The sequence below is a fragment of the Leisingera sp. ANG1 genome, from assembly GCF_000203975.2.
GTDB lineage: Bacteria > Pseudomonadota > Alphaproteobacteria > Rhodobacterales > Rhodobacteraceae > Leisingera.
Map to the genome: position 1 here is coordinate 437,498 of NZ_AFCF02000006.1, position 21,853 is coordinate 459,350.

At 62.1% G+C, this 21,853-nt stretch carries 25 protein-coding genes; 20 read left to right on the forward strand and 5 right to left on the reverse strand.

Going from position 1 to position 21,853, the window contains the following annotated elements; translation table 11 throughout:
- The first annotated feature begins 30 nt into the window (after positions 1-30).
- A complete protein-coding gene (locus GC1_RS11625; RefSeq protein ID WP_019297069.1) occupies positions 31-669 on the forward strand; it encodes a class I SAM-dependent methyltransferase in 639 nt (212 codons plus the stop codon).
- A complete protein-coding gene (locus GC1_RS11630; protein WP_019297068.1) occupies positions 666-1,262 on the forward strand; it encodes a LicD family protein in 597 nt (198 codons plus the stop codon). The genes GC1_RS11625 and GC1_RS11630 overlap by 4 nt, the downstream gene beginning before the upstream one ends.
- A 57-nt stretch (positions 1,263-1,319) precedes the next feature.
- Here GC1_RS11630 and mdh read toward each other — a convergent pair whose 3' ends face one another.
- Positions 1,320-2,282, reverse strand: coding sequence for a malate dehydrogenase (gene mdh / locus GC1_RS11635; RefSeq protein ID WP_019297067.1), 963 nt, complete (start codon positions 2,280-2,282; stop codon positions 1,320-1,322).
- Between the two features lie 159 nt (positions 2,283-2,441).
- On the opposite strand from mdh, the gene GC1_RS11640 reads away from it, so the two are divergent.
- Positions 2,442-3,197 carry a sulfite exporter TauE/SafE family protein gene (locus GC1_RS11640; RefSeq protein WP_019297066.1) on the forward strand — a complete coding sequence of 252 codons (756 nt, stop codon included), beginning with the start codon at positions 2,442-2,444 and terminating at the stop codon, positions 3,195-3,197.
- Between the two features lie 77 nt (positions 3,198-3,274).
- Here the strand turns inward: GC1_RS11640 and GC1_RS11645 are convergent, their stop codons facing one another.
- On the reverse strand, positions 3,275-3,589 hold the full coding sequence (locus tag GC1_RS11645; protein ID WP_019297065.1) for a hypothetical protein: 315 nt from the start codon (positions 3,587-3,589) through the stop codon (positions 3,275-3,277).
- Positions 3,590-3,939: 350 nt separating this feature from the next.
- Between GC1_RS11645 and GC1_RS11650 the strand changes: the two genes are divergently transcribed.
- From GC1_RS11650 to GC1_RS11705, 13 genes are all read left to right on the forward strand, one after another.
- Complete coding sequence (locus GC1_RS11650; protein ID WP_019297064.1) at positions 3,940-4,794, forward strand: HpcH/HpaI aldolase/citrate lyase family protein; 855 nt, start codon at positions 3,940-3,942, stop codon at positions 4,792-4,794.
- 34 nt (positions 4,795-4,828) lie between these two features.
- Positions 4,829-5,377, forward strand: coding sequence for an NnrU family protein (locus GC1_RS11655; RefSeq protein WP_019297063.1), 549 nt, complete (start codon positions 4,829-4,831; stop codon positions 5,375-5,377).
- A gap of 23 nt (positions 5,378-5,400) precedes the next feature.
- The gene (locus GC1_RS11660) at positions 5,401-5,604 is read left to right on the forward strand and encodes a DUF1737 domain-containing protein (protein ID WP_019297062.1); all 204 of its coding nucleotides are present in this window, start codon (positions 5,401-5,403) and stop codon (positions 5,602-5,604) included.
- Positions 5,604-6,635, forward strand: coding sequence for a MaoC family dehydratase (locus tag GC1_RS11665; protein WP_019297061.1), 1,032 nt, complete (start codon positions 5,604-5,606; stop codon positions 6,633-6,635). Before GC1_RS11660 ends, GC1_RS11665 begins: the two co-directional genes overlap by 1 nt.
- Before the next feature lie 124 nt (positions 6,636-6,759).
- Positions 6,760-7,461: a DUF1194 domain-containing protein gene (locus GC1_RS11670; RefSeq protein WP_019297060.1), complete on the forward strand. Its 702-nt coding sequence runs from the start codon at positions 6,760-6,762 to the stop codon at positions 7,459-7,461.
- A 194-nt stretch (positions 7,462-7,655) separates the two neighbouring features.
- Entirely contained in the window at positions 7,656-8,039 is a 384-nt protein-coding gene (sdhC, locus tag GC1_RS11675) for a succinate dehydrogenase, cytochrome b556 subunit (RefSeq protein WP_019297059.1), read from the forward strand.
- 18 nt (positions 8,040-8,057) lie between these two features.
- On the forward strand, positions 8,058-8,429 hold the full coding sequence (sdhD, locus tag GC1_RS11680) for a succinate dehydrogenase, hydrophobic membrane anchor protein (protein WP_019297058.1): 372 nt from the start codon (positions 8,058-8,060) through the stop codon (positions 8,427-8,429).
- 19 nt (positions 8,430-8,448) lie between these two features.
- On the forward strand, positions 8,449-10,254 hold the full coding sequence (gene sdhA, locus GC1_RS11685) for a succinate dehydrogenase flavoprotein subunit (RefSeq protein WP_019297057.1): 1,806 nt from the start codon (positions 8,449-8,451) through the stop codon (positions 10,252-10,254).
- 11 nt (positions 10,255-10,265) lie between these two features.
- Positions 10,266-11,045 (forward strand): succinate dehydrogenase iron-sulfur subunit, encoded by a 780-nt coding sequence (locus GC1_RS11690; protein WP_019297056.1) that lies wholly within the window; start codon positions 10,266-10,268, stop codon positions 11,043-11,045.
- A gap of 110 nt (positions 11,046-11,155) precedes the next feature.
- On the forward strand, positions 11,156-11,425 hold the full coding sequence (locus GC1_RS11695; RefSeq protein ID WP_019297055.1) for a hypothetical protein: 270 nt from the start codon (positions 11,156-11,158) through the stop codon (positions 11,423-11,425).
- Positions 11,426-11,470: 45 nt separating this feature from the next.
- Positions 11,471-12,181: a ZIP family metal transporter gene (locus GC1_RS11700; protein ID WP_019297054.1), complete on the forward strand. Its 711-nt coding sequence runs from the start codon at positions 11,471-11,473 to the stop codon at positions 12,179-12,181.
- A 129-nt stretch (positions 12,182-12,310) separates the two neighbouring features.
- Entirely contained in the window at positions 12,311-12,472 is a 162-nt protein-coding gene (locus tag GC1_RS22715; RefSeq protein WP_019297053.1) for a hypothetical protein, read from the forward strand.
- A gap of 419 nt (positions 12,473-12,891) precedes the next feature.
- Positions 12,892-13,749 carry an urea carboxylase-associated family protein gene (locus tag GC1_RS11705; RefSeq protein WP_019297052.1) on the forward strand — a complete coding sequence of 286 codons (858 nt, stop codon included), beginning with the start codon at positions 12,892-12,894 and terminating at the stop codon, positions 13,747-13,749.
- Between the two features lie 152 nt (positions 13,750-13,901).
- Here the strand turns inward: GC1_RS11705 and deoD are convergent, their stop codons facing one another.
- From deoD to GC1_RS11720, 3 genes are all read right to left on the reverse strand, one after another.
- A complete protein-coding gene (deoD, locus tag GC1_RS11710) occupies positions 13,902-14,606 on the reverse strand; it encodes a purine-nucleoside phosphorylase (RefSeq protein ID WP_019297051.1) in 705 nt (234 codons plus the stop codon).
- 20 nt (positions 14,607-14,626) lie between these two features.
- Positions 14,627-14,944, reverse strand: a complete 318-nt coding sequence (locus GC1_RS11715) for an H-NS histone family protein (RefSeq protein WP_019297050.1) — start codon at positions 14,942-14,944, stop codon at positions 14,627-14,629.
- A gap of 120 nt (positions 14,945-15,064) precedes the next feature.
- On the reverse strand, positions 15,065-17,032 hold the full coding sequence (locus GC1_RS11720) for a protein meaA (RefSeq protein ID WP_019297049.1): 1,968 nt from the start codon (positions 17,030-17,032) through the stop codon (positions 15,065-15,067).
- 169 nt (positions 17,033-17,201) lie between these two features.
- Between GC1_RS11720 and GC1_RS11725 the strand changes: the two genes are divergently transcribed.
- The 4 genes from GC1_RS11725 to GC1_RS11740 all read left to right on the forward strand — a co-directional run bounded on the left by GC1_RS11725 (position 17,202) and on the right by GC1_RS11740 (position 21,833).
- Positions 17,202-18,632: a 1-acyl-sn-glycerol-3-phosphate acyltransferase gene (locus GC1_RS11725; protein ID WP_029204895.1), complete on the forward strand. Its 1,431-nt coding sequence runs from the start codon at positions 17,202-17,204 to the stop codon at positions 18,630-18,632.
- 112 nt (positions 18,633-18,744) lie between these two features.
- On the forward strand, positions 18,745-20,025 hold the full coding sequence (gene ccrA, locus GC1_RS11730) for a crotonyl-CoA carboxylase/reductase (RefSeq protein ID WP_029204894.1): 1,281 nt from the start codon (positions 18,745-18,747) through the stop codon (positions 20,023-20,025).
- A 353-nt stretch (positions 20,026-20,378) separates the two neighbouring features.
- Positions 20,379-21,098, forward strand: a complete 720-nt coding sequence (locus tag GC1_RS11735) for a helix-turn-helix transcriptional regulator (RefSeq protein WP_029204893.1) — start codon at positions 20,379-20,381, stop codon at positions 21,096-21,098.
- 93 nt (positions 21,099-21,191) lie between these two features.
- Complete coding sequence (locus GC1_RS11740; protein ID WP_019297045.1) at positions 21,192-21,833, forward strand: acyl-homoserine-lactone synthase; 642 nt, start codon at positions 21,192-21,194, stop codon at positions 21,831-21,833.
- The last annotated feature ends 20 nt before the right edge of the window (positions 21,834-21,853 follow it).

Here is a 21,853-nt window from a genome sequence, read left to right on the forward strand (position 1 = left end):
CGCCGCGGCGCGAGACTCAGGAGAGTTGTTTTGACTATCGACACCAAAGACTATTGGGATGCCTACTACGGCAAAAAGGAAAGACCGGCGGTGCCGTCGCAATTCGCAGCCTTTGTGCTGAATGAATTTTCCGACCGGCAGAGGTTCGTGGACCTCGGTTGCGGTGACGGCCGGGACAGTTTCTTTTTCGCCATGCACGGCAAGTCCGTCCGCGGCATCGACGGATCTGCCTCCGCGGTCTCGCTGTGCCAGGCTGTGGCGGAACGCCGGGGTGTGGACAATATCGGGTTCAGCCAGCTGGATATGCAGGACGCCGTCGCCTGTTCGAGCTTCCTGGAGCAGAACGCCGCCGATTGGGGTGACGCGATTGTCTATGCGCGTTTCTTTCTGCACGCGATTGACGAAGACGCCGAAGCAAACCTGCTGCGTCTTGCAGCGGGGCTGGTTGGTGACAGAGGCCGTCTGTGCCTGGAGTTCCGCACGCCGCGGGATCAGTTCCAGACCAAGGTGACATCAGAGCACTACCGCCGCTATGTGGAGCCGCTTCAGGTGATCGCCAGCGCCGGCCGGCACGGTCTGACATGCACTTATCTGGCAGAAGGCTTCGGTTTTGCGAAATACAAGGCCGATGATGCCTTTGTTGCGCGCATGGTTCTGGAGCGCCAATGATTGATCCGGTTCCCGCTGAACTTAACCGCAACAATCTGAGAGATATCTTTGCCCGTCTGGCAGGGGTGGAGGCATTTGTCTTCTTTGGCACGCTGCTGGGCTGTGTGCGCGACGGCGACATCATTCCGCATGACGATGACATCGACATCTACGTGAATGCGCGGGACAGAAAGAAGCTGCTGGCCGCGCTTGAAAGCAGCGGTTTCGAGCTGGAGCTTCATCCGCGGGCGAAGTGGTATAAGTTCTGGCGCAAGCCGCTGGTTGTGCAGGCCACGCGGATGCAGGACGGGATCAAGACCTACGCCGATTTCTACTTTTACGACGACAGTCCCGCGGACTACCTGATCGAACGGTGGAATTTCGCAGGATTGTGGCGCGACCCCGCGACCACGATCCATGTGCCCAAGGAGCTGATTTTTCCTTTGCAGGACGCGGAAATGCAGGGCATTCCCATCCGTGTTCCGGCGCGGCCTGAGGAGGTCTGCGCCTTTCTCTATGGTCCGTCCTGGGGAACGCCTGTTCGCAAAGGGGAGGGGTATACGATGGAAATTTCCGGGAACCGCCCTCAGTTCAAACTGAAGGCTGCCAGCTAGAGAACCAAAAAAAACGGGGCGCTGAGGCCCCGTTTTTCATCTTGTCTTTTTGCCGGATCAGGCCAGCGAGGCGTCGATGCCCTTGCAGGCTTCGACCAGGCCCTTCACGGCGTTGACCGAATTGTCGAACATGGTCTGTTCTTCTTCGTTCAGCTGGATGTTCACCACCTTCTCGATGCCGCCGGCGCCGATTACGGTGGGCACGCCCACATACATGTCCTTGACGCCCAGCTCACCATCGCAATAGGCGGCGCAGGGCAGCACGCGCTTCTGGTCTTTCAGGAAGGCCTCAGCCATTTCGATGGCGGAGGTGGCCGGCGCGTAGAAGGCGGAGCCGGTTTTCAGCAGGCCAACGATTTCTGCGCCGCCGTCACGGGTGCGCTGCAGGATCGCGTCCAGGCGCTCCTGAGTGGTCCAGCCCATCTTGACCAGGTCGGGCAGCGGGATGCCGGCCACGGTGGAGTAGCGCACGGAGGGCACCATGGTGTCGCCGTGGCCGCCCAGCACAAACGCGGTGACGTCTTTCATGGAGACACCGAATTCCTCAGCCAGGAAGTGGCGGAAGCGGGCGGAGTCCAGAACGCCGGCCATGCCGCAAACCTTGTTGTGGGGCAGGCCGGAGAATTCGCGCAGAGCCCAAACCATCGCGTCCAGCGGGTTGGTGATGCAGATCACGAAGGCGTTCGGCGCGTGGTCGCGGATGCCTTCGCCAACGGACTTCATCACCTTGAGGTTGATGCCCAGCAGGTCGTCGCGGCTCATGCCCGGCTTGCGCGGCACGCCGGCGGTCACGATGCAGACGTCGGCGCCTGCGATGTCCTCGTAGGACTGGGTGCCCTTCAGGGAGGCGTCGAAGCCCTCGGAGGGACCGGATTCTGCGATGTCCAGCGCCTTGCCTTCTGGGATGCCTTCGGCGATGTCGAAGAGAACAACGTCGCCCAGTTCCTTGAGGGCTGCGAGATGTGCGAGGGTGCCGCCGATCTGACCTGCGCCGATGAGGGCGATTTTGGGTCGTGCCATTGGAAAATGTCTCCGGTCCGGTTGAAATTTCCTGATGCCTACGGCGTAAAACCGTGCCGTGCAAGGGCTCTGCGCTGCGGCATTCGGCGCTGTATGCTTGTGTATACCGTGCTGATACCGCTAAACCGTCTGTAATCTGGGCATTTCGGAGGGCGGGTGATGGCGGCGTTTGATGCAATGTTTTTCGTTTTTGCCATCCCGGCGGTCGTTTTTGCGGGCGTGTCCAAGGGCGGTTTCGGGTCCGGCGCAGCTTTTGCCTCGGCGTCGATTCTGGCGCTGGTGCTGGAGCCGGGCATGGCGCTGGCGCTGATGCTGCCCCTGCTGATGCTGATCGACGTGGCCAATCTGAAACCCTATTGGGGACGCTGGAACCTGCGGGCATCGCTGCTGCTGATTGGCGGCGGCTTGCCCGGCGTGGCGCTGGGTGCCTGGCTTTATGCGGCGGTGGATGCGGATGCGATGCGGGTGTTGATCGGGCTGGTCTCTGTCTGTTTTGTGCTGTGGCAGCTGCGCGGGCGGCTGCGGCTGCGGCTGGCGGCAGATGCGCCGCTGTCAACGGGCGCCGGTGCGCTGGCCGGGCTGGCGGTGGGGTTCACCAGTTTTGTCAGCCATGCGGGCGGGCCGCCGGCCGCGGTTTATCTTCTCAGCCTGAAGTTGCGGAAGACCGAGTACCAGGCCAGCACGGTGCTGATCTTCTGGGCCATCAATATCGCCAAGGCGGTGCCTTATGCCGGGCTGGGGATGTTCACACGTGAAACCCTGCTGCTGGACCTGATGCTGGCGCCCTTTGCGCTGCTCGGGGCCTGGCTGGGGGTGAAGCTGCACCATTCGATCCCGGAGCGCTGGTTCTTTGCGCTGACCTATGTGCTGCTGACAGTGACCGGCGCTAAGCTGATCTGGGACGGGCTGGCCTGAAGACTGCTCGCATCAGCCAGCCCGCGCGGCGTCCCCGGCCGCTAACCTGCAGCCCGGAAACCTGCCTCAATGCTTGCTCAGGCGTCGCTGTCGGTGTTCGGCAGGGCCTCTGCCAGCACTTCGTAGGACTGGCCGGAGGCGACCAGGCAGGTCATGCCGTTGGGGGTGGTCACCGTAATGGTCCAGCTGCCGGTGTCGGCAGAGGCAAAGGTTTCCATCACCATGCCCTGCTGGCCCATGCCGATGCTTTGGCGGCTTTCGCCGTATTTTTCGGCTAGCCTTTTGATCACCGCATCGCGCGGGGCGCAGTTGCGGCTTTGGGCAGCGGCGGGTGCGGCGGCCATGGTCACCGCGGCCAGCGCCAGCGGCAGTGCGAAGATTGAGTTTTTCATCTCGTTTTACCCTTTCCGGAACGGCCGGACAGGGAAGGGTGCCTGACGGCAGCCCCCGGTGTCCCTGTTCGGGCCGGTGTGTGACGCAATTCGAAATGCAGGCCCCATGCCTGCGGGCAGCAGGTGCGGCCTGTGGCGGCGGCAGTGGTCCTGTGCCTTGGTGCCCCTCAGTGTGCCGGTCAGGTGCTGATAAGTGGTTAACCAGGCGTGCGCCGAAAATTCACACATTTTTTCAAGCGCTTGCTGCAAATGCGCGAAAGGTTACGCTGCGCTGCGGCGGAATTGTACTTGAAAGTATACAATCGAATCTGTACCGCTTTACGCAACAAAATAACTTATGGAGAGGCCTCATGGACCCGCGCACGCGCCCCTACCGCTCGGTTTTGTATATCCCCGGCTCCAACGCGCGTGCGCTGGAGAAGGCCAAAACCCTGCCGGTGGACGCGGTGATCTTCGATCTGGAGGATGCGGTCTCAGCCGATGAAAAAACCAATGCCCGCGAGACCTTGGCCCAGGCGCTGAAGGGTGGCGGCTATGGCGCGCGGATGAAAATCGTGCGGATCAACGGGCTGGATACCGAGTGGGGCCGTGGTGATGCGGCGGCGGCGGCGCGGATGAACCCGGATGCGATTCTTCTGCCCAAGGTGAATGCGCCGGAGGATTTGGACGCGCTGGCGGAAATTACCGGCGATATCCCGTTGTGGGCGATGATGGAAACCCCGCGCGGCATGCTGAATGCCGCCGCGATTGCAGCGCACCCCAAGCTGCAGGGCATGGTGATGGGCACCAATGACCTGGCCAAGGAACTGCAGACCCGCTACCGCCCCGACCGGATGCCGATGATGGCGGGTCTGGGCCTGTGCCTGCTGGCGGCCAAGGCCGAGGGGCTGGTGATTGTCGACGGCGTCTATAACGCCTTCAAGGACGTGGAGGGGCTGGCCGCGGAATGCGCGCAAGGCCGCGACATGGGCTTTGACGGCAAGACCCTGATCCACCCGGCGCAGGTAGAGGTGGCCAATGCCGCCTTTGCCCCGACTGAGCGCGAGATCGACACCTCCCGCCGCCAGATTGCCGCATTTGATGAGGCCCAGGCCGCTGGGCAGGGTGTTGCCGTGGTTGATGGCAAGATAGTCGAGAACCTGCATGTTGTAACGGCGCGTGAAATTCTGGCAAAAGCGGATGCAATCGCTGCGGTTTCCGCGTAGGTGTTAATCAGCTTAACATCTAAGAGGGGCTGATATGGCACTGTTGATCCTGGGACTTCTGCTGTGGTGGGGCGGCCACCTGTTCAAACGGCTGGCACCGGATATGCGTGCCTCCATGGGCAATGGCGGGCGCGGCGTGGTGGCGCTGGTGCTGGTGGCGGGCGTTGCGCTGATGGTGATCGGCTACCGCTCAGCCGAGAGTTTCGATTTGGCGCTGGTGCCGCCGTTCCTGAAGCATATCAACAACCTGCTGGTGCTGGTTGCGATCTATTTCATGAGCCCTGGCCCGCATAAGGGCGCGCTGTTCTACAAGATGCGCCACCCGATGCTGACGGGCTTTGGCCTGTGGGCGCTGGCGCACCTGCTGGTGAACTGGGATCCGGCGTCGTTTGTCCTGTTCGGCGGCCTGTGGGCATGGTCCATCACCGAGAAAGTGGTGATCAACCGGGCAGAGCCGGGCTGGCAGCCGGGGCCGAAGGGCGCGATTGCCAAGGACGGGATGTTCCTTGCCGCCTCGATTGTCCTGATGGGGGTGATCGGCTACGTCCACGGCATCGTCGGCCCGTCGCCGTTCGGCGGCTAGGCCCTTAGCCAGGATAGGAAACCATGAAGCTTTACCGATTTTTGTCCGAAGACGACACCTCTGCCTTTTGCCACAAGGTGACCGATGCGCTGAACAAGGGCTGGGAGCTGCACGGCAGCCCGACCCAGGCCTTTGATCCCGTCAAGGGGATCATGCGCTGCGGTCAGGCGGTGGTGAAGGAGGTGGACGGAACCTACACCCCTGAGACCAAACTGGGAGAACACTGATGGCCAAGACCAATCCGGGCCGCTTTTTCGAAGACTATACCGTTGGGGAAGTGATCCGCCATGCGGTGCCGCGCACGGTGTCTGGCGGCGAGCGGGCGTTGTACCATGCGCTCTACCCGGCGCGCCATGCTCTCTATTCTTCGGATGAATTTGCCCGGGCCTCTGGTCTGCCCTCGGCGCCGCTGGACGATTTGGCGGCCTTCCACGTAGTGTTCGGCAAGACGGTGCCGGATATCTCGCTGAATGCGCTGGCGAACCTCGGCTATGCCGAGGGGCGCTGGCTGCTGCCGGTTTATCCCGGCGACACGCTGCGCTCGGAGTCCGAGGTCATCGGCCTCAAGCAGAACTCCAATGGCAAATCCGGCGTGGTCTATGTGCGCACCCGCGGGCTGAACCAGCGCGATGAATGCGTGATGGAGTACGTGCGCTGGGTGATGGTGCGCAAACGCGACCTGGATGCCCCGGCGCCGGAGACCGTGATCCCCGAGCTGAACAAGGTGATCCCGGCGGACCAGCTGGTGATCCCGGCGGGGCTGGATTTCAGCAATTACGATTTCACCCTGGCAGGCGAGCCGCACCGCTGGGGCGACTATGAGGTCGGCGAGACCATCGACCATGTGGATGGCGTCACCATCGAGGAAGCCGAGCACATGATGGCGACCCGGCTGTGGCAGAACACCGCCAAGGTGCATTTCGACAATACCGCGCGGCCCGACGGCACCCGGTTGATCTATGGCGGCCATGTGATTTCGATGGCGCGGACGCTGTCGTTCAATGGCCTCGCAAATGCGCAGATGATTGTCGGCCTGAATGGCGGCGCACACGCCAACCCCTGCCTGTCCGGGCTCACTGTGCGGGCGTGGTCCGAGGTGCTGGACAAGGCCGACACCGCAGCGCCCGGCGTCGGCGCGATCCGGCTGCGGCTGGTGGCGACCAAGGGTGGTGCGCCGTTTGAGCTGAAGGGCGAGGACGGCAAGTATCTGCCGGATGTGCTGTTGGATCTGGATTACTGGGCGTTGATGCCGAAGTGATCTGAGGGGGCTTTGCCCCCTCGCAGGCGGTGCCTGCTCACCCCCAGGATATTTTCAGCCAGATGAACAGGGGGATGGCAGAAATGTGATGACCGTCAGCCGGTTTGCCGCATAAGCTGGCAGCATGCGGGTTTTGCAGCTTCTGGTTTTCTCCATGCTCTCCCTTGGGCCGCTGCGCGCAGCGGCCTGCGATCTGGCATTGGTGCTGGCGGTGGATGTCTCCGGCTCTGTTGATGCCGAGGAATACCGCATTCAGATGGACGGGCTGGCGGCAGGCCTGCGCGACGGGGTGGTCTCTGAGGCGTTGGTCAAGGCGCGCGCTCAGGTGCTGCTGCTGCAATGGTCGGGCGAGTCGCGCCAGGAGGTGACACTGCCATGGGCCGAGATCCGGACGTTCGGGGATGTGGAAGCGCTGGCGCAGCAGATCGAGCAGGCGCCAAGGCCCTGGCGCAATTACTCCACCGCGGTGGGGGAGGCGCTGTTTCTGGCGCTGGAGCAGTTTCCGGCCGTGGAGCAGTGCAAGCGCCGGGTGATTGATGTCTCCGGCGACGGGTTCTCCAACGAAGGGATCGAGCCGCGCGAGGCGCATGGCGCGCTGGCGGCGGCGGGTGTGACGGTGAATGCCATCGCCATTGAGCAGAGCGAGCCGGACCTGACCGCCTATTTCTTTGAAAACGTGATCCGCGGTGAGGGGGCCTTTGTGGTCTCTGCCGCGAGCTTTGCTGACTACCCGTCGCGCATCCGCAAGAAGCTGGTCAGGGAGGTCGCACGGCAGACCGCTGCACTGCCGGAAGGCACGGGGAGGGCAGTTGCGTCTTTGCAGTGATTTGCAGAAGGGGCCCTGATTCTGCAAAAAATTTTCAATCGGCGGATTTGTGATCACTAATTATTTGCTGTGATCACAAGCCGTGGCGTTTTAGCGCCAACAGGCGAGAAACCTGCCGTTTTTAACCGTTCCTTCGGGTGACACGCCGTAAAAATCGGCTAAAACGTCGTCAGCCAACCTGAAAAGGAGCCAACATGGCCGATGTCAATCGGGGCAACCGCCCGCTTTCGCCGCATTTGCAGGTCTACCGGCCGCAGCTGACCTCCGTGACTTCGATCCTGACACGGATCACCGGCAACGCGCTGATCGTCTCGGCGCTGCTGATCGCCTGGTGGTTCCTGGCTGCCGCAACCTCGCCCGAGTATTTCGCCATTGCCAACGGCCTGCTGACCAGCTGGTTCGGCGATCTGGTGATGACGCTGTCGGCGCTGGGCCTGTGGTATCACACGCTGGCGGGCATCCGGCATCTGATCTGGGACAACGGCATGATGCTGGACCTGGAGCAGGCCGAGAAACTGGGCTGGTTCGTGGTGATCGGCTCTGCCGTTCTGACCGTTCTGACCATCATCATCGTCTAAGCCCGGGAGGCACACGCAATGCGATATCTGACTGACCGCAAGCGCGCCGTTGGCATGGGCGCTGCAAAATCCGGAACAGAACATCACTGGTCGATGCAGGTGAGCTCAATCGCTCTCTTGATCCTGGTGCCGCTGTTTGTCTTCACCTTCGGTTCTGCGCTGGGCGGCACCTATGAACAGATCACCGCCTATTACTCCCGCCCGTTCCCGGCGCTCGTGGCGGCGCTGACCATCTGGGTCGGCATGATGCACTTCAAATCCGGCGCCCAGATCATGATTGAGGATTACGTCCATGGGCTGAAAGGCCGCCTGACGATCATCCTGGTCAATTGCCTGTCTTATGCTGTCGCCGCGACCAGCGCCTATGCGCTGATCCGCCTGGCCCTGTAACTCCCCGAGGTCTCTTTCAATGGCTGCTTACGAATACGAAACACATGAATATGACGTGGTCGTGGTTGGCGCCGGCGGGGCTGGCCTCCGCGCGACGCTGGGCATGGCGGAACAGGGGCTGCGCACGGCCTGTGTGACCAAAGTGTTCCCGACCCGCTCCCACACTGTGGCGGCGCAGGGCGGCATTGCCGCCAGCTTGGGCAACATGGGGCCGGACAGCTGGCAGTGGCATATGTATGACACTGTCAAGGGCTCTGATTGGCTGGGCGACACCGACGCGATGGAATATCTGGCACGTGAGGCCCCCAAGGCGGTTTACGAGCTGGAGCATTACGGCGTGCCGTTCTCGCGCACCGAGGAAGGCAAGATCTACCAGCGCCCGTTCGGCGGCCACACCACCGAATACGGCGAAGGCCCCGCGGTGCAGCGCACCTGTGCGGCGGCTGACCGGACCGGCCACGCGATCCTGCACACGCTGTATGGTCAGAGCCTCAAGAACAATGCCGAGTTCTACATCGAGTATTTCGCCATCGACCTGATCATGTCCGAGGACGGGCAGTGCCAGGGCGTTGTCTGCTGGAAGCTGGATGACGGCACCATGCATGTCTTCAACGCCAAGATGGTGGTGCTGGCGACCGGCGGCTATGGCCGCGCCTATTTCTCCGCCACCTCGGCGCACACCTGCACCGGTGACGGGGGCGGCATGGTGGCGCGCGCTGGCCTGGCGCTGCAGGACATGGAATTTGTGCAGTTCCACCCGACCGGCATCTACGGCTCCGGCTGCCTGATTACCGAGGGCGCGCGGGGCGAGGGCGGCTATCTCACCAACTCCGAAGGCGAACGCTTCATGGAGCGCTATGCGCCCCAGTACAAGGACCTGGCGCCGCGCGACTATGTCAGCCGCTCGATGACCATGGAAATCCGCGAAGGCCGCGGCGTGGGCGCCGAGGGCGACCATATCCACCTGAACCTCAGCCACCTGCCAGCCGAGGCGCTGGCGGAGCGGCTGCCGGGTATTTCCGAGAGCGCCAAGATCTTTGCCGGTGTGGACGTGACCAAGGAGCCGATCCCGGTTCTGCCTACCGTGCACTACAACATGGGCGGTATTCCGACCAACTACTGGGGCGAGGTGCTGAACCCGACCGCCGAGGATCCGACCGCCGTGGTGCCGGGCCTGATGGCCGTGGGCGAGGCGGGCTGCGCCTCGGTGCATGGCGCCAACCGGCTGGGCTCCAACTCGCTGATTGACCTGGTGGTCTTTGGCCGTGCCTCCGCCATTCGCGCGGGCAAGGTTGTGGACGCCGATGCGGCGAACCCGGTGCTGAACCAGGCCTCTGTCGACAAGGCGTTTGACCGCTTCGACACCCTGCGCAACGCCAAGGGCGGTATCCCGACCGCGGACCTGCGGCTGGAAATGCAGCGCACCATGCAAGCGGACGCGGCGGTGTTCCGCACCGACAAGACCCTGAAGGAAGGCGTCGAGAAGATGACCGCGATTGCGGCCAAGCTCGACGATCTGCAGGTGACCGACCGCTCGCTGGTCTGGAACTCCGACCTGATGGAGACGCTGGAGCTGACCAACCTGATGCCGAACGCGCTGGCCACCATCGTTGGCGCCGAGGCGCGCAAGGAAAGCCGCGGCGCGCACGCGCATGAGGATTACGCCACCCGCGACGACGAGAACTGGCGGGTCCACACCGTGTCGCGCGTGGAGGGCAACAAGGTTGATCTGTCCTACCGTCCGGTGATCGTGGATCCGCTGACCACCGAGGATGAAGGCGGCATCAGCCTCAAGAAAATCGCGCCCAAGGCGCGGACGTTCTAAGGAGACAGACCATGGTTCAATTCAGCCTCCCGAAGAACTCCAAGATCACCACCGGCAAGACCTGGCCCAAGCCGGAGGGCGCCAGCAATGTGCGCAAATTCAAGATCTACCGCTGGAACCCCGATGACGGGAAAAACCCGCAGGTCGACACCTATTTCGTCGACATGGACAGCTGCGGCCCGATGGTTCTGGACGCGCTGATCAAGATCAAGAACGAGATCGACCCGACCCTGACCTTCCGCCGCTCCTGCAGGGAGGGGATCTGCGGGTCGTGTGCGATGAACATCGACGGTATCAACACGCTGGCCTGTATCTACGGCATGGATGAGATCAAGGGCGATGTGGCCATCTACCCGCTGCCGCATATGCCGGTGGTCAAGGACCTGATCCCGGATCTGACGCATTTCTATGCCCAGCACGCCTCGATCATGCCATGGCTGGAGACCAAGACCAACCGCCCGGCGAAAGAGTGGAAGCAGTCCATCGAGGACCGCAAGAAACTGGATGGCCTCTATGAATGCGTGATGTGTGCCTCCTGTTCGACCTCTTGCCCCAGCTACTGGTGGAACGGTGACCGTTACCTAGGGCCGGCCGCGCTGTTGCACGCCTACCGCTGGATCATCGACAGCCGGGACGAGGCCACGCCGGAGCGCCTGGACCAGTTGGAGGATCCGTTCAAGCTCTACCGCTGCCACACCATCATGAACTGCGCCAAAACCTGCCCCAAAGGCCTGAACCCGGCCAAGGCGATTGCGCATATCAAGAAGATGATGGTGGAACGCGCGGTTTGACCGTGGCAGGCGGCCCGCAAGGATCCGCCGCTTAAAATGTTGAAAATTGCATGCCCCCCGGTTTCTTGCGAAACCGGGGGTGTGTTTTTGGCAGGAAATGGATTTACGGCATGAGACTTCTTGGATGTGCCGCGGGCGCGCTGACCCTCCTGGCGGGCTGCATGACGGCAACGGACCACGACCGGATCGGCGGCCAGCTGGCGGTGACCGATGCGCGGATTCCGGGCTGTGTCGAGGCCGCGGGCATCACCGGGGAGGTGCGCGTCAGTACTGAGTTCCTGGGCCATGGTGCGGGCGCAACGGTGCTGCGAAACGTGCAGCCGGGGCCAAATGTGACAGAGGCGCAGGCGGCGCAGGCGACCTCCTGCATCAATACCTGACCCTAATTGGTTGAGCGGCGGCAGTTGCCGCCCTAAGCTGCCGCAATGCAACCGCATTTTTATGCCATTCTGCTTGCCGGTATTGCCGGGCTTTCGATGCCGCTGGGCGGGCTTCTGGCTTGGTGCGAGCACATCAGCAACCCGGTGCTGCGCAACCGGGTGCTGCACACTATTGCGGCCTTTGGCGGCGGCGCGCTGGCCTCAGCCGTGGCGCTGGTTCTGGTGCCGGAAGCGGCCGGGGCGCTGCCAGCCGCCTGGGCGGTTGGCCTGTTTGCTGCGGGCGGTTTGGTTTTCTATCTGGTCGATACCCTCTTGCAGCGCCATGGCGGCAGCGGCGCCCTGCTGCTGGCAATGCTGCTGGATTACCTGCCGGAGGCTATGGCGCTGGGGGCGATGCTGGTGGCGGATGCCGCAACTGCCAAGCTGCTGGCGCTGATGATCTTCCTGCAGAACCTGCCTGAGGGATTTGCCGCCTTCCGCGAAGTCTGGAGCGGTGACAGCCCGGCCTGGCACGTGCTGCTGCTGTTTCTGGGGCTGGCTGCCTTGGGGCCTGCCTGCGCGCTTGCGGGGCTTTTCTGGCTGGCGGAAGCTCATGCGGTGCTTGGCGGGATCATGATCTTTGCCGCGGGCGGCATCCTTTACCTGCTGTTTCAGGACATCGCGCCCAAGGCGCACAGCAGCCGCAGCAGCGCACCGGCGCTGGGGGCGGTCGCGGGGTTTGCGCTGGGGCTGGCCGGGCACTTGCTGATCGGCTGAGCCGCGGACAGCGCAGCGGATTGCAGCAACTGCATGGCAAGCCTGCAAAAACATCCGGTGCGCCGGGCGGCGCCAGCGGATACCCTGCCACCTAAGGGAGGATGGTGCCGCAAGTAAGGAGACCGCCCGATGAAACCCGTTGAAACCCTGGAAGAGCAGCAAGCAAAGGCCGCCCGCGCTGCACTGGAAGCGCTGGAGCAGGCCTATGCCTATTACATCCCTGAACCGCCGGTGGCAGCAGTGCAGGAATGGCGTCAGGACCAGCTGTTCGAATACTATCAGGCGGCTTGATCCGGGGTGCCCTGCAGTGCCGGGTTTTGCGTTTGAAGGGGCGGCAGGACAGGGCTAGACAGGCCCAATGATACTTGTTGCCGTCCTTGCTGTTGGAGTCTTTTGCTACTTCCTTTGGCGCCACCGCGCGATGGATCTAACCCGCAATTGCCGCTGGCGGCAGATGAAGTCCGAGGGGCAGTGGCGCTGTATCTCTTGCGGGGCCGTTGAACCGGGTGACGCCGCTCCCCGCATTTGCCGTAATCCGCAGCGTCGAGGCTAAGCGGGACTCCCGCGCCTGCAGGCGCACCGGCTGCGCCGTGGATTTGGCTGTTCAGTTCCGGATGAAACGGCCCAATTCCGCACCTGCGCCGAGAGGGGCTTGCGCCAAGTCAGCGATGCGGTCTTGATGGGGCAAACGAACAGGAAGGTTTGCCCCAATGCCCAGCACACCCGCTGATCCCGCCGACGCAGATGCCCGCCGCGCCGTCAAGCCAGTGATCTGCTACCCGAACGAGACACTGCCGGTGCCTGATCTGGCGCTCTACAGGCAGGCGCGGGAAGGGGCGGTAAAGACCCGCGAGGTACGGGTGCCGCCCCGCGATGCCGCCTGTTTCGAAGTGCCCGCCGGGCATTTCTTCCGTATCACCTCAATCGATGGGCCGCAGGTGGGCGATTTGAACCTGTGGAACAGGCATGACCTGAGCGAACGCTTCTATTCCGGCAAGACCCGCGCCCTGCACGGCACCCATATCACCACCGGCGAACGGATGTGGACCAGCTTCCCGCATCTGCGGCCGATGGCAACCATCGTTGAGGACGCGCTGGGCTGGTACGGCATTGATGAGTTCGGCGGTTCGGTGCATGACGTGATCGGCACCCGTTGCGACCCCTATACCGGAAATCTGCTGGCAGGCAGCCAGTACCACCATTGCTGCCATTCCAACCTGACCCGGGCGCTGGCGGATCATCTGGGTGTCTCCCCGGCAGAGGCGGAGCCGCATGTGCATGACGTCCTGAATGTCTTCATGTGCACCGGTTTCACCCGCGATACCGGCCAGTACTTCATGAAAGCCAGCCCGGTGCGGCCCGGCGATTACCTGGAGTTTTTTGCCGAGATCGACCTTTTGGGCTGCCTTAGCGCCTGTCCGGGCGGGGATTGTTCAGCAGAGCATTCCAGCGATACCGCCGCCTGTTACCCGATGCTGGTCGAAGTTTTTGCCCCGGCAGAGGGCGCGCTTGGCGATTGGAAAAGCCCGCCTCCAAATGGGTATGACCGCAGCCACGGGTGCAAGTAAAACCGGTCAAAAGTTATTTTGGCCAGAGGTCTTGCTGAAATTCAGGGCGGCGTGAACAATCGCACCTTGTGAATTTCCCGAGCTCCCAAAAAGAAAAGGACAGCGGAATAACCGCTGTCCTTGGGAAAGCCGTAAATCGAAATTACGTGGCGTCAGCTGAACGCTGCCTCCAAGGCAATTTCCACCATGTCGCCAAAGCTGCGCTCCCGCTGATCGGAGGGCAGGGCTTCGCCGGTGCCCAGATGGTCAGAGACCGTCAGCACCGCCAGCGCCCGGCAGCCGTGACGGGCCGCAAGCGTGTAGAGCTCTGCGGCTTCCATCTCAACGCCGAGGATGCCGTGGCGGACCATCTGCTCGTTCAGGTCCGGGCGTTCGTCGTAAAACACGTCCGAGGAGTAAAGGCCGCCGATATGGGTCGCGGAGCCGCGTTTGGCTGCCGCAGTTGCAGCCGCCTGCAGCAGGCCCCAATCGGCGCAGGGGGCAAAGTTCAGCTCTCGGAAAATGCCGCTGGAGGGGCTGTTCACGGTGCTGGCCGTCATCGCCAGGATCACATCGCGCACCTTTACCTTGTCCTGCATGCCGCCGCAGGAGCCGATGCGGATCAGGGTTTTTGCGCCGTAGTCGCGGATCAGCTCATTGGCGTAGATCGACAGCGAGGGCATGCCCATGCCGCTGCCCTGGATGGTGACGCGATGGCCGTTCCAAGTGCCGGTATAGCCCAGCATCCCCCGCACTTCGTTGACCAGCTTGGCATCCTGTAAAAAGGTTTCAGCTGCCCATTTTGCCCGGTAGGGGTCGCCGGGCATCAGGACGGTTTCGGCAATATCGCCCGGTGCGGCGCCAATATGAATGGTCATGGCCTTGCTCCGCTGCCGCCTCAGATTTCCAGGTCGGAAATGTCCATGCCGGCGGTCAGCGCGGCATGCACCCAATGCGGCTTCCGGCCCCGGCCGGTCCAGGTTTCTTCGGGATTGTTCGGGTTGCGGTATTTCGGGGCTGCCTTGGTCTTCTTGGCGCCCTGACGCGATGCATTGGCGATTTCATCCAGCGAAAAACCGTATTTGGCAGCGGCTTCTTCGGCGGCTTTCAGGGCTTCCTGACGCTCGCGCAGTTCTGCTTCCTGCAATGCTTTATCAACATCGCTTTGCAGCTGGAGAAGCTCTTTTCTGCTCATTGCCGAAAGATCGAAGGTCATTCTGAACTCCATTTATAAAATGACACACCGGAAATGCCGGTATGTCATTTCTTATGGACCGAATGCCAGACGCATTTCAGCATCTTTTTTAGCGGTTTGCAGAAAACTGCCCAAATAATATCAATTCACTGCAAGTTCCGGTGGTTTTGCCAGGTCGACAATATCGCTCATAATTGAATTCAGCTCAAAATCCTTGGGGGTGTAGACGCGTGCGACCCCCATTGATTTCAGCTTTTGCGCGTCCTCGTCCGGGATGATGCCGCCCACGACCACAGGAATATGAGCCAGCCCGGCGTCACGCATGCGCTGCATCATCTCCTCCACCAGCGGCAGGTGGCTGCCGGACAGGATCGACAGACCAACCACATGGGCGTCGTCCGTTTGCGCCGCCTCCACCAGTTCGGCGGGCGTCATGCGGATGCCGTCATAGGTGATGTCCATGCCGCAATCGCGGGCGCGGAAGGCGATCTGCTCGGCGCCGTTGGAGTGGCCGTCCAGCCCCGGCTTGCCGACCACGAATTTGATGCGGCGGCCCAAGACATCGCTGACGGCGTTGACCGCATCGCGCAGGTCGTCAAGGCCTTCGGTCTTGTTCGACACCGATGCTGATACGCCGGTCGGGCCGCGGTAGGTGCCGTGGACCTTGCGCATTTCTTCAGCCCATTCACCGGTGGTGACGCCGGCCTTGGCGGCAGCAATCGAGGGTTCCATGATATTCGCGCCGCTTTGCGCTGCGGCGCGCAGGGCGGCCAGCGCCGACTGCACCGCGTCATTGTCACGCTCGCCGCGCCAGTCGTTCAGGCGGCTGATCTGTTCCTGCTCCACCGCCGGGTCGACCACCATGATGCCGCCGTCTTCGGTCTGCAGCGGCGAGGGTTCGCCCTCGGTCCACTTATTGACGCCGACCACCACGGTCTCGTTCTTTTCGATCCGGTTCAGCCGTTCGGCGTTGGAATCGACCAGGCGGCCCTTCATGTATTCGATGGAGGCGACGGCACCGCCCATCGATTCCAGGTTGGCCAGTTCGGCGCGGGCGCCGTCCTTCAGCTCCTCCACCTTGGCATCAACTGCAGGGTTGCCGTCAAACAGGTCGCCATATTCCAGAAGGTCGGTTTCATACGCCAGTATCTGCTGCATCCGCATCGACCACTGCTGGTCCCAGGGGCGGGGCAGGCCAAGTGCCTCGTTCCAGGCGGGCAGTTGCACCGCGCGGGCACGGGCTTTCTTGGACAAAGTCACCGCCAGCATCTCGATCAGGATCCGGTAGACGTTGTTTTCCGGCTGCTGCTCTGTCAGCCCCAGCGAGTTCACCTGCACGCCATAGCGGAAGCGGCGGAACTTGGGGTCGGCGACGCCATAGCGTTTCTCGCAAATCTCATCCCACAGATCGACAAAGGCGCGCATCTTGCACATTTCAGTGACGAACCGGATGCCCGCATTCACAAAGAAGGAGATGCGGCCGACCATGGCCGGGAAATCCTCCGGCGCGATGCGCGGTTTCAGCTCGTCCAGCACCGCCTGCGCGGTCGCCAGGGCAAAGGCCAGCTCCTGCTCCGGCGTCGCGCCAGCCTCCTGCAGGTGGTAGGAGCAGACGTTCATCGGGTTCCACTTGGGCACGTTGGTGTAGCAGTACTCCGCCACATCCGCGATCATCTTGAGGCTGGGCTTGGGCGGGCAGACATAGGTGCCGCGGCTGAGGTATTCCTTGATCAGGTCGTTCTGCACCGTGCCCTGCAGTTTCGACACATCAGCGCCTTGTTCCTCTGCCACCGCGATATACAGCGACAGCAGCCAGGGTGCGGTCGCATTGATGGTCATCGAGGTGTTCATCTGCTCCAGCGGGATCTGATCGAACAGCGCCCGCATATCGCCCAGGTGGCAGACAGGCACGCCAACCTTGCCCACTTCGCCGCGGGCCAGCACATGGTCGCTGTCATAGCCGGTCTGGGTCGGCAGGTCGAAGGCGACGGACAGGCCGGTCTGCCCCTTCGCCAGGTTAGCGCGGTAAAGCGCATTGGATGCCGATGCCGTGGAATGGCCGGCATAGGTGCGGATCAGCCAGGGGCGGTCTTTTTGCATCTGCGGCATGTCGGGCCTCGCGAGTCAGTGTGGCGGTAATTTTATTTCGTCACGCAGATGTAAACTGCAATTTTCGACCCATGTCAATTCGCTGCGTTGCGGCAATTCCGCTTCTGCGGCGGGAAGCCCGGGTGGCTTGGTGCTTGTCAAGGCGGTTGCCATGCGCAACTGTTCTCTCATGACGCAAACCGTGGAACTGCCGCTGTGGCTATTCATGCTGATCGTGGGTTTTGCCGCGGTGACCTTTGCGTCGCATTTTCTGTTCCCCTCGGTGCGCTGGTTCTTCCGGCGGCGGCTGGAACGGGCAGTGGCACGGCTGAACAAACGGCTGGAACGCCCGATAGAGCCGTTCAAGCTGGCGCGGCGCCATGACATGATCCAGCGGCTGATCCATGATCCGCATGTGGCGCAGGCGGCGGCGGACCATGCCGCGGCAGAAGGCATCCCGGAGAACGTGGCGTTTGAGCAGGTGCGCCGCTACGCGCGTGAGATCGTGCCGGGGTTTTCCGCCTTTGCCTATTTCAGCCTGGCGATCCGGGCGGCGCGGTTCCTGTCCAATGCGGTCTACCGGGTGCGGCTGGGCCACCAGGACGAGGAAGCGCTGCGCGCCATCGATCCCAATGCCACTGTGGTCTTTGTGATGAACCACCGGTCCAACATGGATTACGTGCTGGTCACCTACCTGGCGGCGGAACGCTCAGCCCTGTCTTACGCGGTAGGGGAGTGGGCACGTGTTTGGCCGCTTAGCCGCCTGATCCGGGCGATGGGCGCTTACTTCATCCGGCGGCGTTCGCGCAACGACCTCTACCGCAAAGTGCTGGCAGCCTATGTGCGTCTGGCCACCCTCGGCGGGTCCACGCAGGCGATGTTCCCAGAGGGCGGCCTTAGCTTGGACGGCGCCCTGGCTGCGCCGCGGCTCGGGCTGCTGAAATACATTGTTGAGGGCTATGATCCGGACCGGCGTGATGTGGTCTTTGTGCCGGTGGCGCTGAATTACGACCGGGTGCTGGAAGACCGCATTCTGACCTCTGCTGCCAAGGCAGGCGATCGGCGGTTCAAGGCCCGGATCGGGCTGGTGGCGCTGCGGCTCTTGCGGCAGTTGTGGCTGTGGATGACCGGCCGCTACCGCCGGGCGGGCTATGCGGCGGTGAACTTTGGCCGGCCTCTCAGCCTCGCCGGGTTTGGCGCCGGGCGGCAGGGCGACATCACCAAGCCGCTGGCGCGGGAGCTGATGCAACGGATCAGTGCGATTGTCCCGGTGCTGCCGGTGCCGATGATTGCTGCTGTTCTATTGCGGCACGGTCCCCTCAGCCGCGCAGCAATCGAGCACCGGCTGGAAGATCTGATCGCGGCGGTACCGCTGGCGCATGTTCATCTCCCCAAGGAAAACCTGTCTTATGCGGCTGGCATGGCGCTGAATATTTTGCAGAGGCGGGGCCTGATCATCGAAACCGGGGGACAGATTGCGCCCGCAGCAGACCGCCAGGATTTGCTGGCGTTTTACGCCAATTCGATCCGTCATCTGCTGCCAGAAGACAGTGATCTGCCTGGCGGAAGCAGTGATTTTTCTGCACCTGCTAAAGACAATGCTGCATCCGCTGGGTCATAAAATTACCCAAACGCCGCAAAAGTGGTTGCAATATTACTTTCCCGATCCTATCCATCAGGTAACCGCTGCGATTCTGCACCGCGGCAAAGAACAGGATGCAAAGGAGGCCATCATGGCATTGGATACCCAGACTGACGTCATGTCGTACGAGGCGCCCGAGAAAGATCTCTATGAGCTGGGGGAAATTCCTCCGATGGGCTTTGTGCCCAAGAAGATGTACGCATGGGCCATCCGCAAGGAGCGCCACGGCGAGCCGAACACCGCGATGCAGCAGGAAGTGGTCGATGTGCCGGAACTGGACAGCAACGAGGTGCTGGTCCTGGTGATGGCGGCGGGCGTCAACTACAATGGCGTCTGGGCTTCGCTGGGCAAGCCGATCTCGCCGTTTGACGGCCACAAGGCGCCTTATCACATTGCCGGGTCCGATGCTTCGGGCATCGTCTGGGCGGTGGGCTCCAAGGTCACCCGCTGGAAGGTTGGCGACGAGGTGGTCATCCACTGCAACCAGGACGATGGCGACGACGAGGAATGCAACGGCGGCGACCCGATGTACTCCCCCAGCCAGCGGATCTGGGGCTACGAGACCCCGGACGGCTCCTTTGCCCAGTTCACCAACGTGCAGGCCCAGCAGCTGATGCCGCGCCCCAAGCACCTGACCTGGGAAGAAAGCGCCTGCTACACGCTGACGCTGGCCACTGCCTACCGGATGCTGTTCGGACATGAGCCGCATGACCTGAAGCCGGGCCAGAACGTGCTGGTCTGGGGCGCTTCGGGAGGCCTCGGCTCTTATGCGATCCAGCTGATTAATACCGCTGGCGCCAATGCCATCGGTGTGATCTCCGACGAAAGCAAGCGCGACTTTGTCATGGGCTTGGGTGCCAAGGGCGTGCTGAACCGCAAGGACTTTAACTGCTGGGGCCAGCTTCCCACCGTGAACACACCGGAATATGCCGAGTGGTTCAAGGAGGCCCGCAAGTTCGGCAAGGCGATCTGGGACATCACCGGCAAGGGCAACAACGTCGACATGGTGTTCGAGCATCCGGGCGAAAGCACTTTCCCCGTCTCCACCTTCGTGGTGAAGAAGGGCGGCATGGTTGTGATCTGCGCTGGCACCACCGGCTATAACCTGACCTTCGACGTGCGCTACATGTGGATGCACCAGAAGCGCCTGCAGGGCTCGCACTTTGCCCACCTCAAGCAGGCCGCGGCTGCCAACAAGCTGATGGTTGAGCGCCGCCTGGACCCCTGCATGTCCGAGGTATTCACCTGGGCCGACCTGCCCGAAGCGCACATGAAGATGCTGCGCAACGAGCACCTGCCTGGCAACATGTCAGTGCTGGTGCAGGCACCGACGACCGGCCTGCGCACCCTGCAGGATGTGCTCGACGCCTGAGGGCGGACCGGCTCAGCCGGCTGAAATGAAACAGTGGTCCCGCGAATCGCTCCGGCTATTCGCGGGAAATTTTATTTATAAATTTATCTATTTCAGCGGCTTAGTTGCAGCGTACTCGCTATTTTGGGGGAGGGGTGCTGCCGGCTGCAGATTAAAGGCGTCATTTCCGTCATTTACGCAAGTTATTGCGCCTTTCGGGCAGGCGTGGATCCGTTTTTTGACCTGAAAGTCAAAAGCTTCCATTGACCTCGGGGAAGCAGGCGCTGCAAAAACCCTGCAAATATGTCATGCCTGAAGCTACAGGTATTGCAGATATCCGAACCAAGGCAGCGAACAACGGCGGCAAGCGACCCATGGCAGGCAAAGCAGAACTGGACCGTATCCTGGAGGCGCTGGACGCCACAGATACCCTGGATGGTCTCCAGCAGATCATTGATCAGGTCTGCACCGTCTTCGGTGTCGACCATGCCATGTACCATTGGGTCGACAGCGCCGGCGACCACTACTACTTCGGCACCTATCCGCAGACTTGGGTCGAGCGGTATCAGGAAAAGGCCTATGTCCGCGTCGATCCGGTCGTCGCAGGCTGCTACCAGCGCTTTCACCCGGTGGACTGGAAGCGGCTGGACTGGTCGCCGAAACCGGCGCGCGAGTTTCTGAAAGACGCGCTGGAGCACGGGGTCGGCAATCAGGGCTACTCAATTCCGATCCGGGGCCCCAACGGGCAATTCGCGGTGTTCACCGTAAGCCACAACTGCGATGACGAGGCCTGGGAAAGGCTGACTGAGCGCTACAGCCGTGACATGATCCTGATGGCGCATTACTTCAATCGTAAAGCGCTGGAGTTCGAACCTGAGCGTACCCCGGAACAGGCCCAGCCTCTGTCGCCCAGGGAAGTGGACGCGCTGACCTTTCTGGCGATCGGATACAGCCGTGCGCAGGTGGCAAAGACCCTGTCGATCTCCGAGCACACGCTGCGCGTCTACATCGAAAGCGCCCGGTTCAAGCTGGGCGCAATCAATACCACCCATGCAATTGCCCGGGCGATGTCGCTCGGTTTGATTGTGATTTAACGGTAGGGCGAAAAAGCTACCGCAAATACACTCTGAGATTGTGCCTAATAGCCGTACCCTGTCCTCACTGTTCAACCAGAAGGGGACTAAATCATGCTTCGTTATGTCTATGGCCGCGATCTTCACAACCACGCTTTTCTGGCGCATTCGATGTTCAGGGACAGGGCAGACCAGTTCAGGACCCGGCTGGGCTGGGAGGTGCAGGTTGACTGCAACGGTGAGGAGCGTGACCAGTATGACGCGCTGGACCCGCTTTATGTGATCTGGGAAATGCCTGATGGCAGCCATGGCGGCTCCATGCGGTTTCTGCCGACCACCGGCCCGGTGATGGTCAATGATGTGTTTCTGGACTTGGCAGGAGGGGTGCCGATTTGCAGCCCGCTGATCTGGGAATGCACCCGGTTCTGCCTGTCGCGCGAGGCGGGCCGCAACGTGGCCGGGGCGCTGACCCTGGGCGGGGTGGAGATCATGCGCAACTTCTCGGTGGCGCATTTCGCCGGTGTCTTTGACCGCCGCATGGTGCGGATCTACCGCAGCCTGGGCTTCAGCCCTGAGGTGATCGGCACCCAGGGAGAGGGGCGGGAGCGCATCTGCCTGGGGCTTTGGGAATACGCGCCTGAGGTCTACCTGAACGTGGCCGCCAAGGCAGGCATCGCGCCGGAGCTTTCGCAGCTCTGGTTCGATCGTTCGTTCGGCGGAGCGCGGGCGGCTGAACCCTTGGCGCTTACCGCCTGATAGACACGGAATCCGGGGCC

Bases quoted from the DNA above. Each gene is read 5' to 3' on its own strand.
- GC1_RS11630 (WP_019297068.1), top strand. From the start codon at position 666: ATGATTGATCCGGTTCCCGCTGAACTTAACCGCAACAATCTGAGAGAT.
- mdh (WP_019297067.1), bottom strand. From the start codon at position 2,282: ATGGCACGACCCAAAATCGCCCTCATCGGCGCAGGTCAGATCGGCGGC.
- GC1_RS11640 (WP_019297066.1), top strand. From the start codon at position 2,442: ATGGCGGCGTTTGATGCAATGTTTTTCGTTTTTGCCATCCCGGCGGTC.
- GC1_RS11645 (WP_019297065.1), bottom strand. From the start codon at position 3,589: ATGAAAAACTCAATCTTCGCACTGCCGCTGGCGCTGGCCGCGGTGACC.
- GC1_RS11650 (WP_019297064.1), top strand. From the start codon at position 3,940: ATGGACCCGCGCACGCGCCCCTACCGCTCGGTTTTGTATATCCCCGGC.
- GC1_RS11655 (WP_019297063.1), top strand. From the start codon at position 4,829: ATGGCACTGTTGATCCTGGGACTTCTGCTGTGGTGGGGCGGCCACCTG.
- GC1_RS11660 (WP_019297062.1), top strand. From the start codon at position 5,401: ATGAAGCTTTACCGATTTTTGTCCGAAGACGACACCTCTGCCTTTTGC.
- GC1_RS11665 (WP_019297061.1), top strand. From the start codon at position 5,604: ATGGCCAAGACCAATCCGGGCCGCTTTTTCGAAGACTATACCGTTGGG.
- GC1_RS11670 (WP_019297060.1), top strand. From the start codon at position 6,760: ATGCGGGTTTTGCAGCTTCTGGTTTTCTCCATGCTCTCCCTTGGGCCG.
- sdhC (WP_019297059.1), top strand. From the start codon at position 7,656: ATGGCCGATGTCAATCGGGGCAACCGCCCGCTTTCGCCGCATTTGCAG.
- sdhD (WP_019297058.1), top strand. From the start codon at position 8,058: ATGCGATATCTGACTGACCGCAAGCGCGCCGTTGGCATGGGCGCTGCA.
- sdhA (WP_019297057.1), top strand. From the start codon at position 8,449: ATGGCTGCTTACGAATACGAAACACATGAATATGACGTGGTCGTGGTT.
- GC1_RS11690 (WP_019297056.1), top strand. From the start codon at position 10,266: ATGGTTCAATTCAGCCTCCCGAAGAACTCCAAGATCACCACCGGCAAG.
- GC1_RS11695 (WP_019297055.1), top strand. From the start codon at position 11,156: ATGAGACTTCTTGGATGTGCCGCGGGCGCGCTGACCCTCCTGGCGGGC.
- GC1_RS11700 (WP_019297054.1), top strand. From the start codon at position 11,471: ATGCAACCGCATTTTTATGCCATTCTGCTTGCCGGTATTGCCGGGCTT.
- GC1_RS22715 (WP_019297053.1), top strand. From the start codon at position 12,311: ATGAAACCCGTTGAAACCCTGGAAGAGCAGCAAGCAAAGGCCGCCCGC.
- GC1_RS11705 (WP_019297052.1), top strand. From the start codon at position 12,892: ATGCCCAGCACACCCGCTGATCCCGCCGACGCAGATGCCCGCCGCGCC.
- deoD (WP_019297051.1), bottom strand. From the start codon at position 14,606: ATGACCATTCATATTGGCGCCGCACCGGGCGATATTGCCGAAACCGTC.
- GC1_RS11715 (WP_019297050.1), bottom strand. From the start codon at position 14,944: ATGACCTTCGATCTTTCGGCAATGAGCAGAAAAGAGCTTCTCCAGCTG.
- GC1_RS11720 (WP_019297049.1), bottom strand. From the start codon at position 17,032: ATGCCGCAGATGCAAAAAGACCGCCCCTGGCTGATCCGCACCTATGCC.
- GC1_RS11725 (WP_029204895.1), top strand. From the start codon at position 17,202: ATGACGCAAACCGTGGAACTGCCGCTGTGGCTATTCATGCTGATCGTG.
- ccrA (WP_029204894.1), top strand. From the start codon at position 18,745: ATGGCATTGGATACCCAGACTGACGTCATGTCGTACGAGGCGCCCGAG.
- GC1_RS11735 (WP_029204893.1), top strand. From the start codon at position 20,379: ATGGCAGGCAAAGCAGAACTGGACCGTATCCTGGAGGCGCTGGACGCC.
- GC1_RS11740 (WP_019297045.1), top strand. From the start codon at position 21,192: ATGCTTCGTTATGTCTATGGCCGCGATCTTCACAACCACGCTTTTCTG.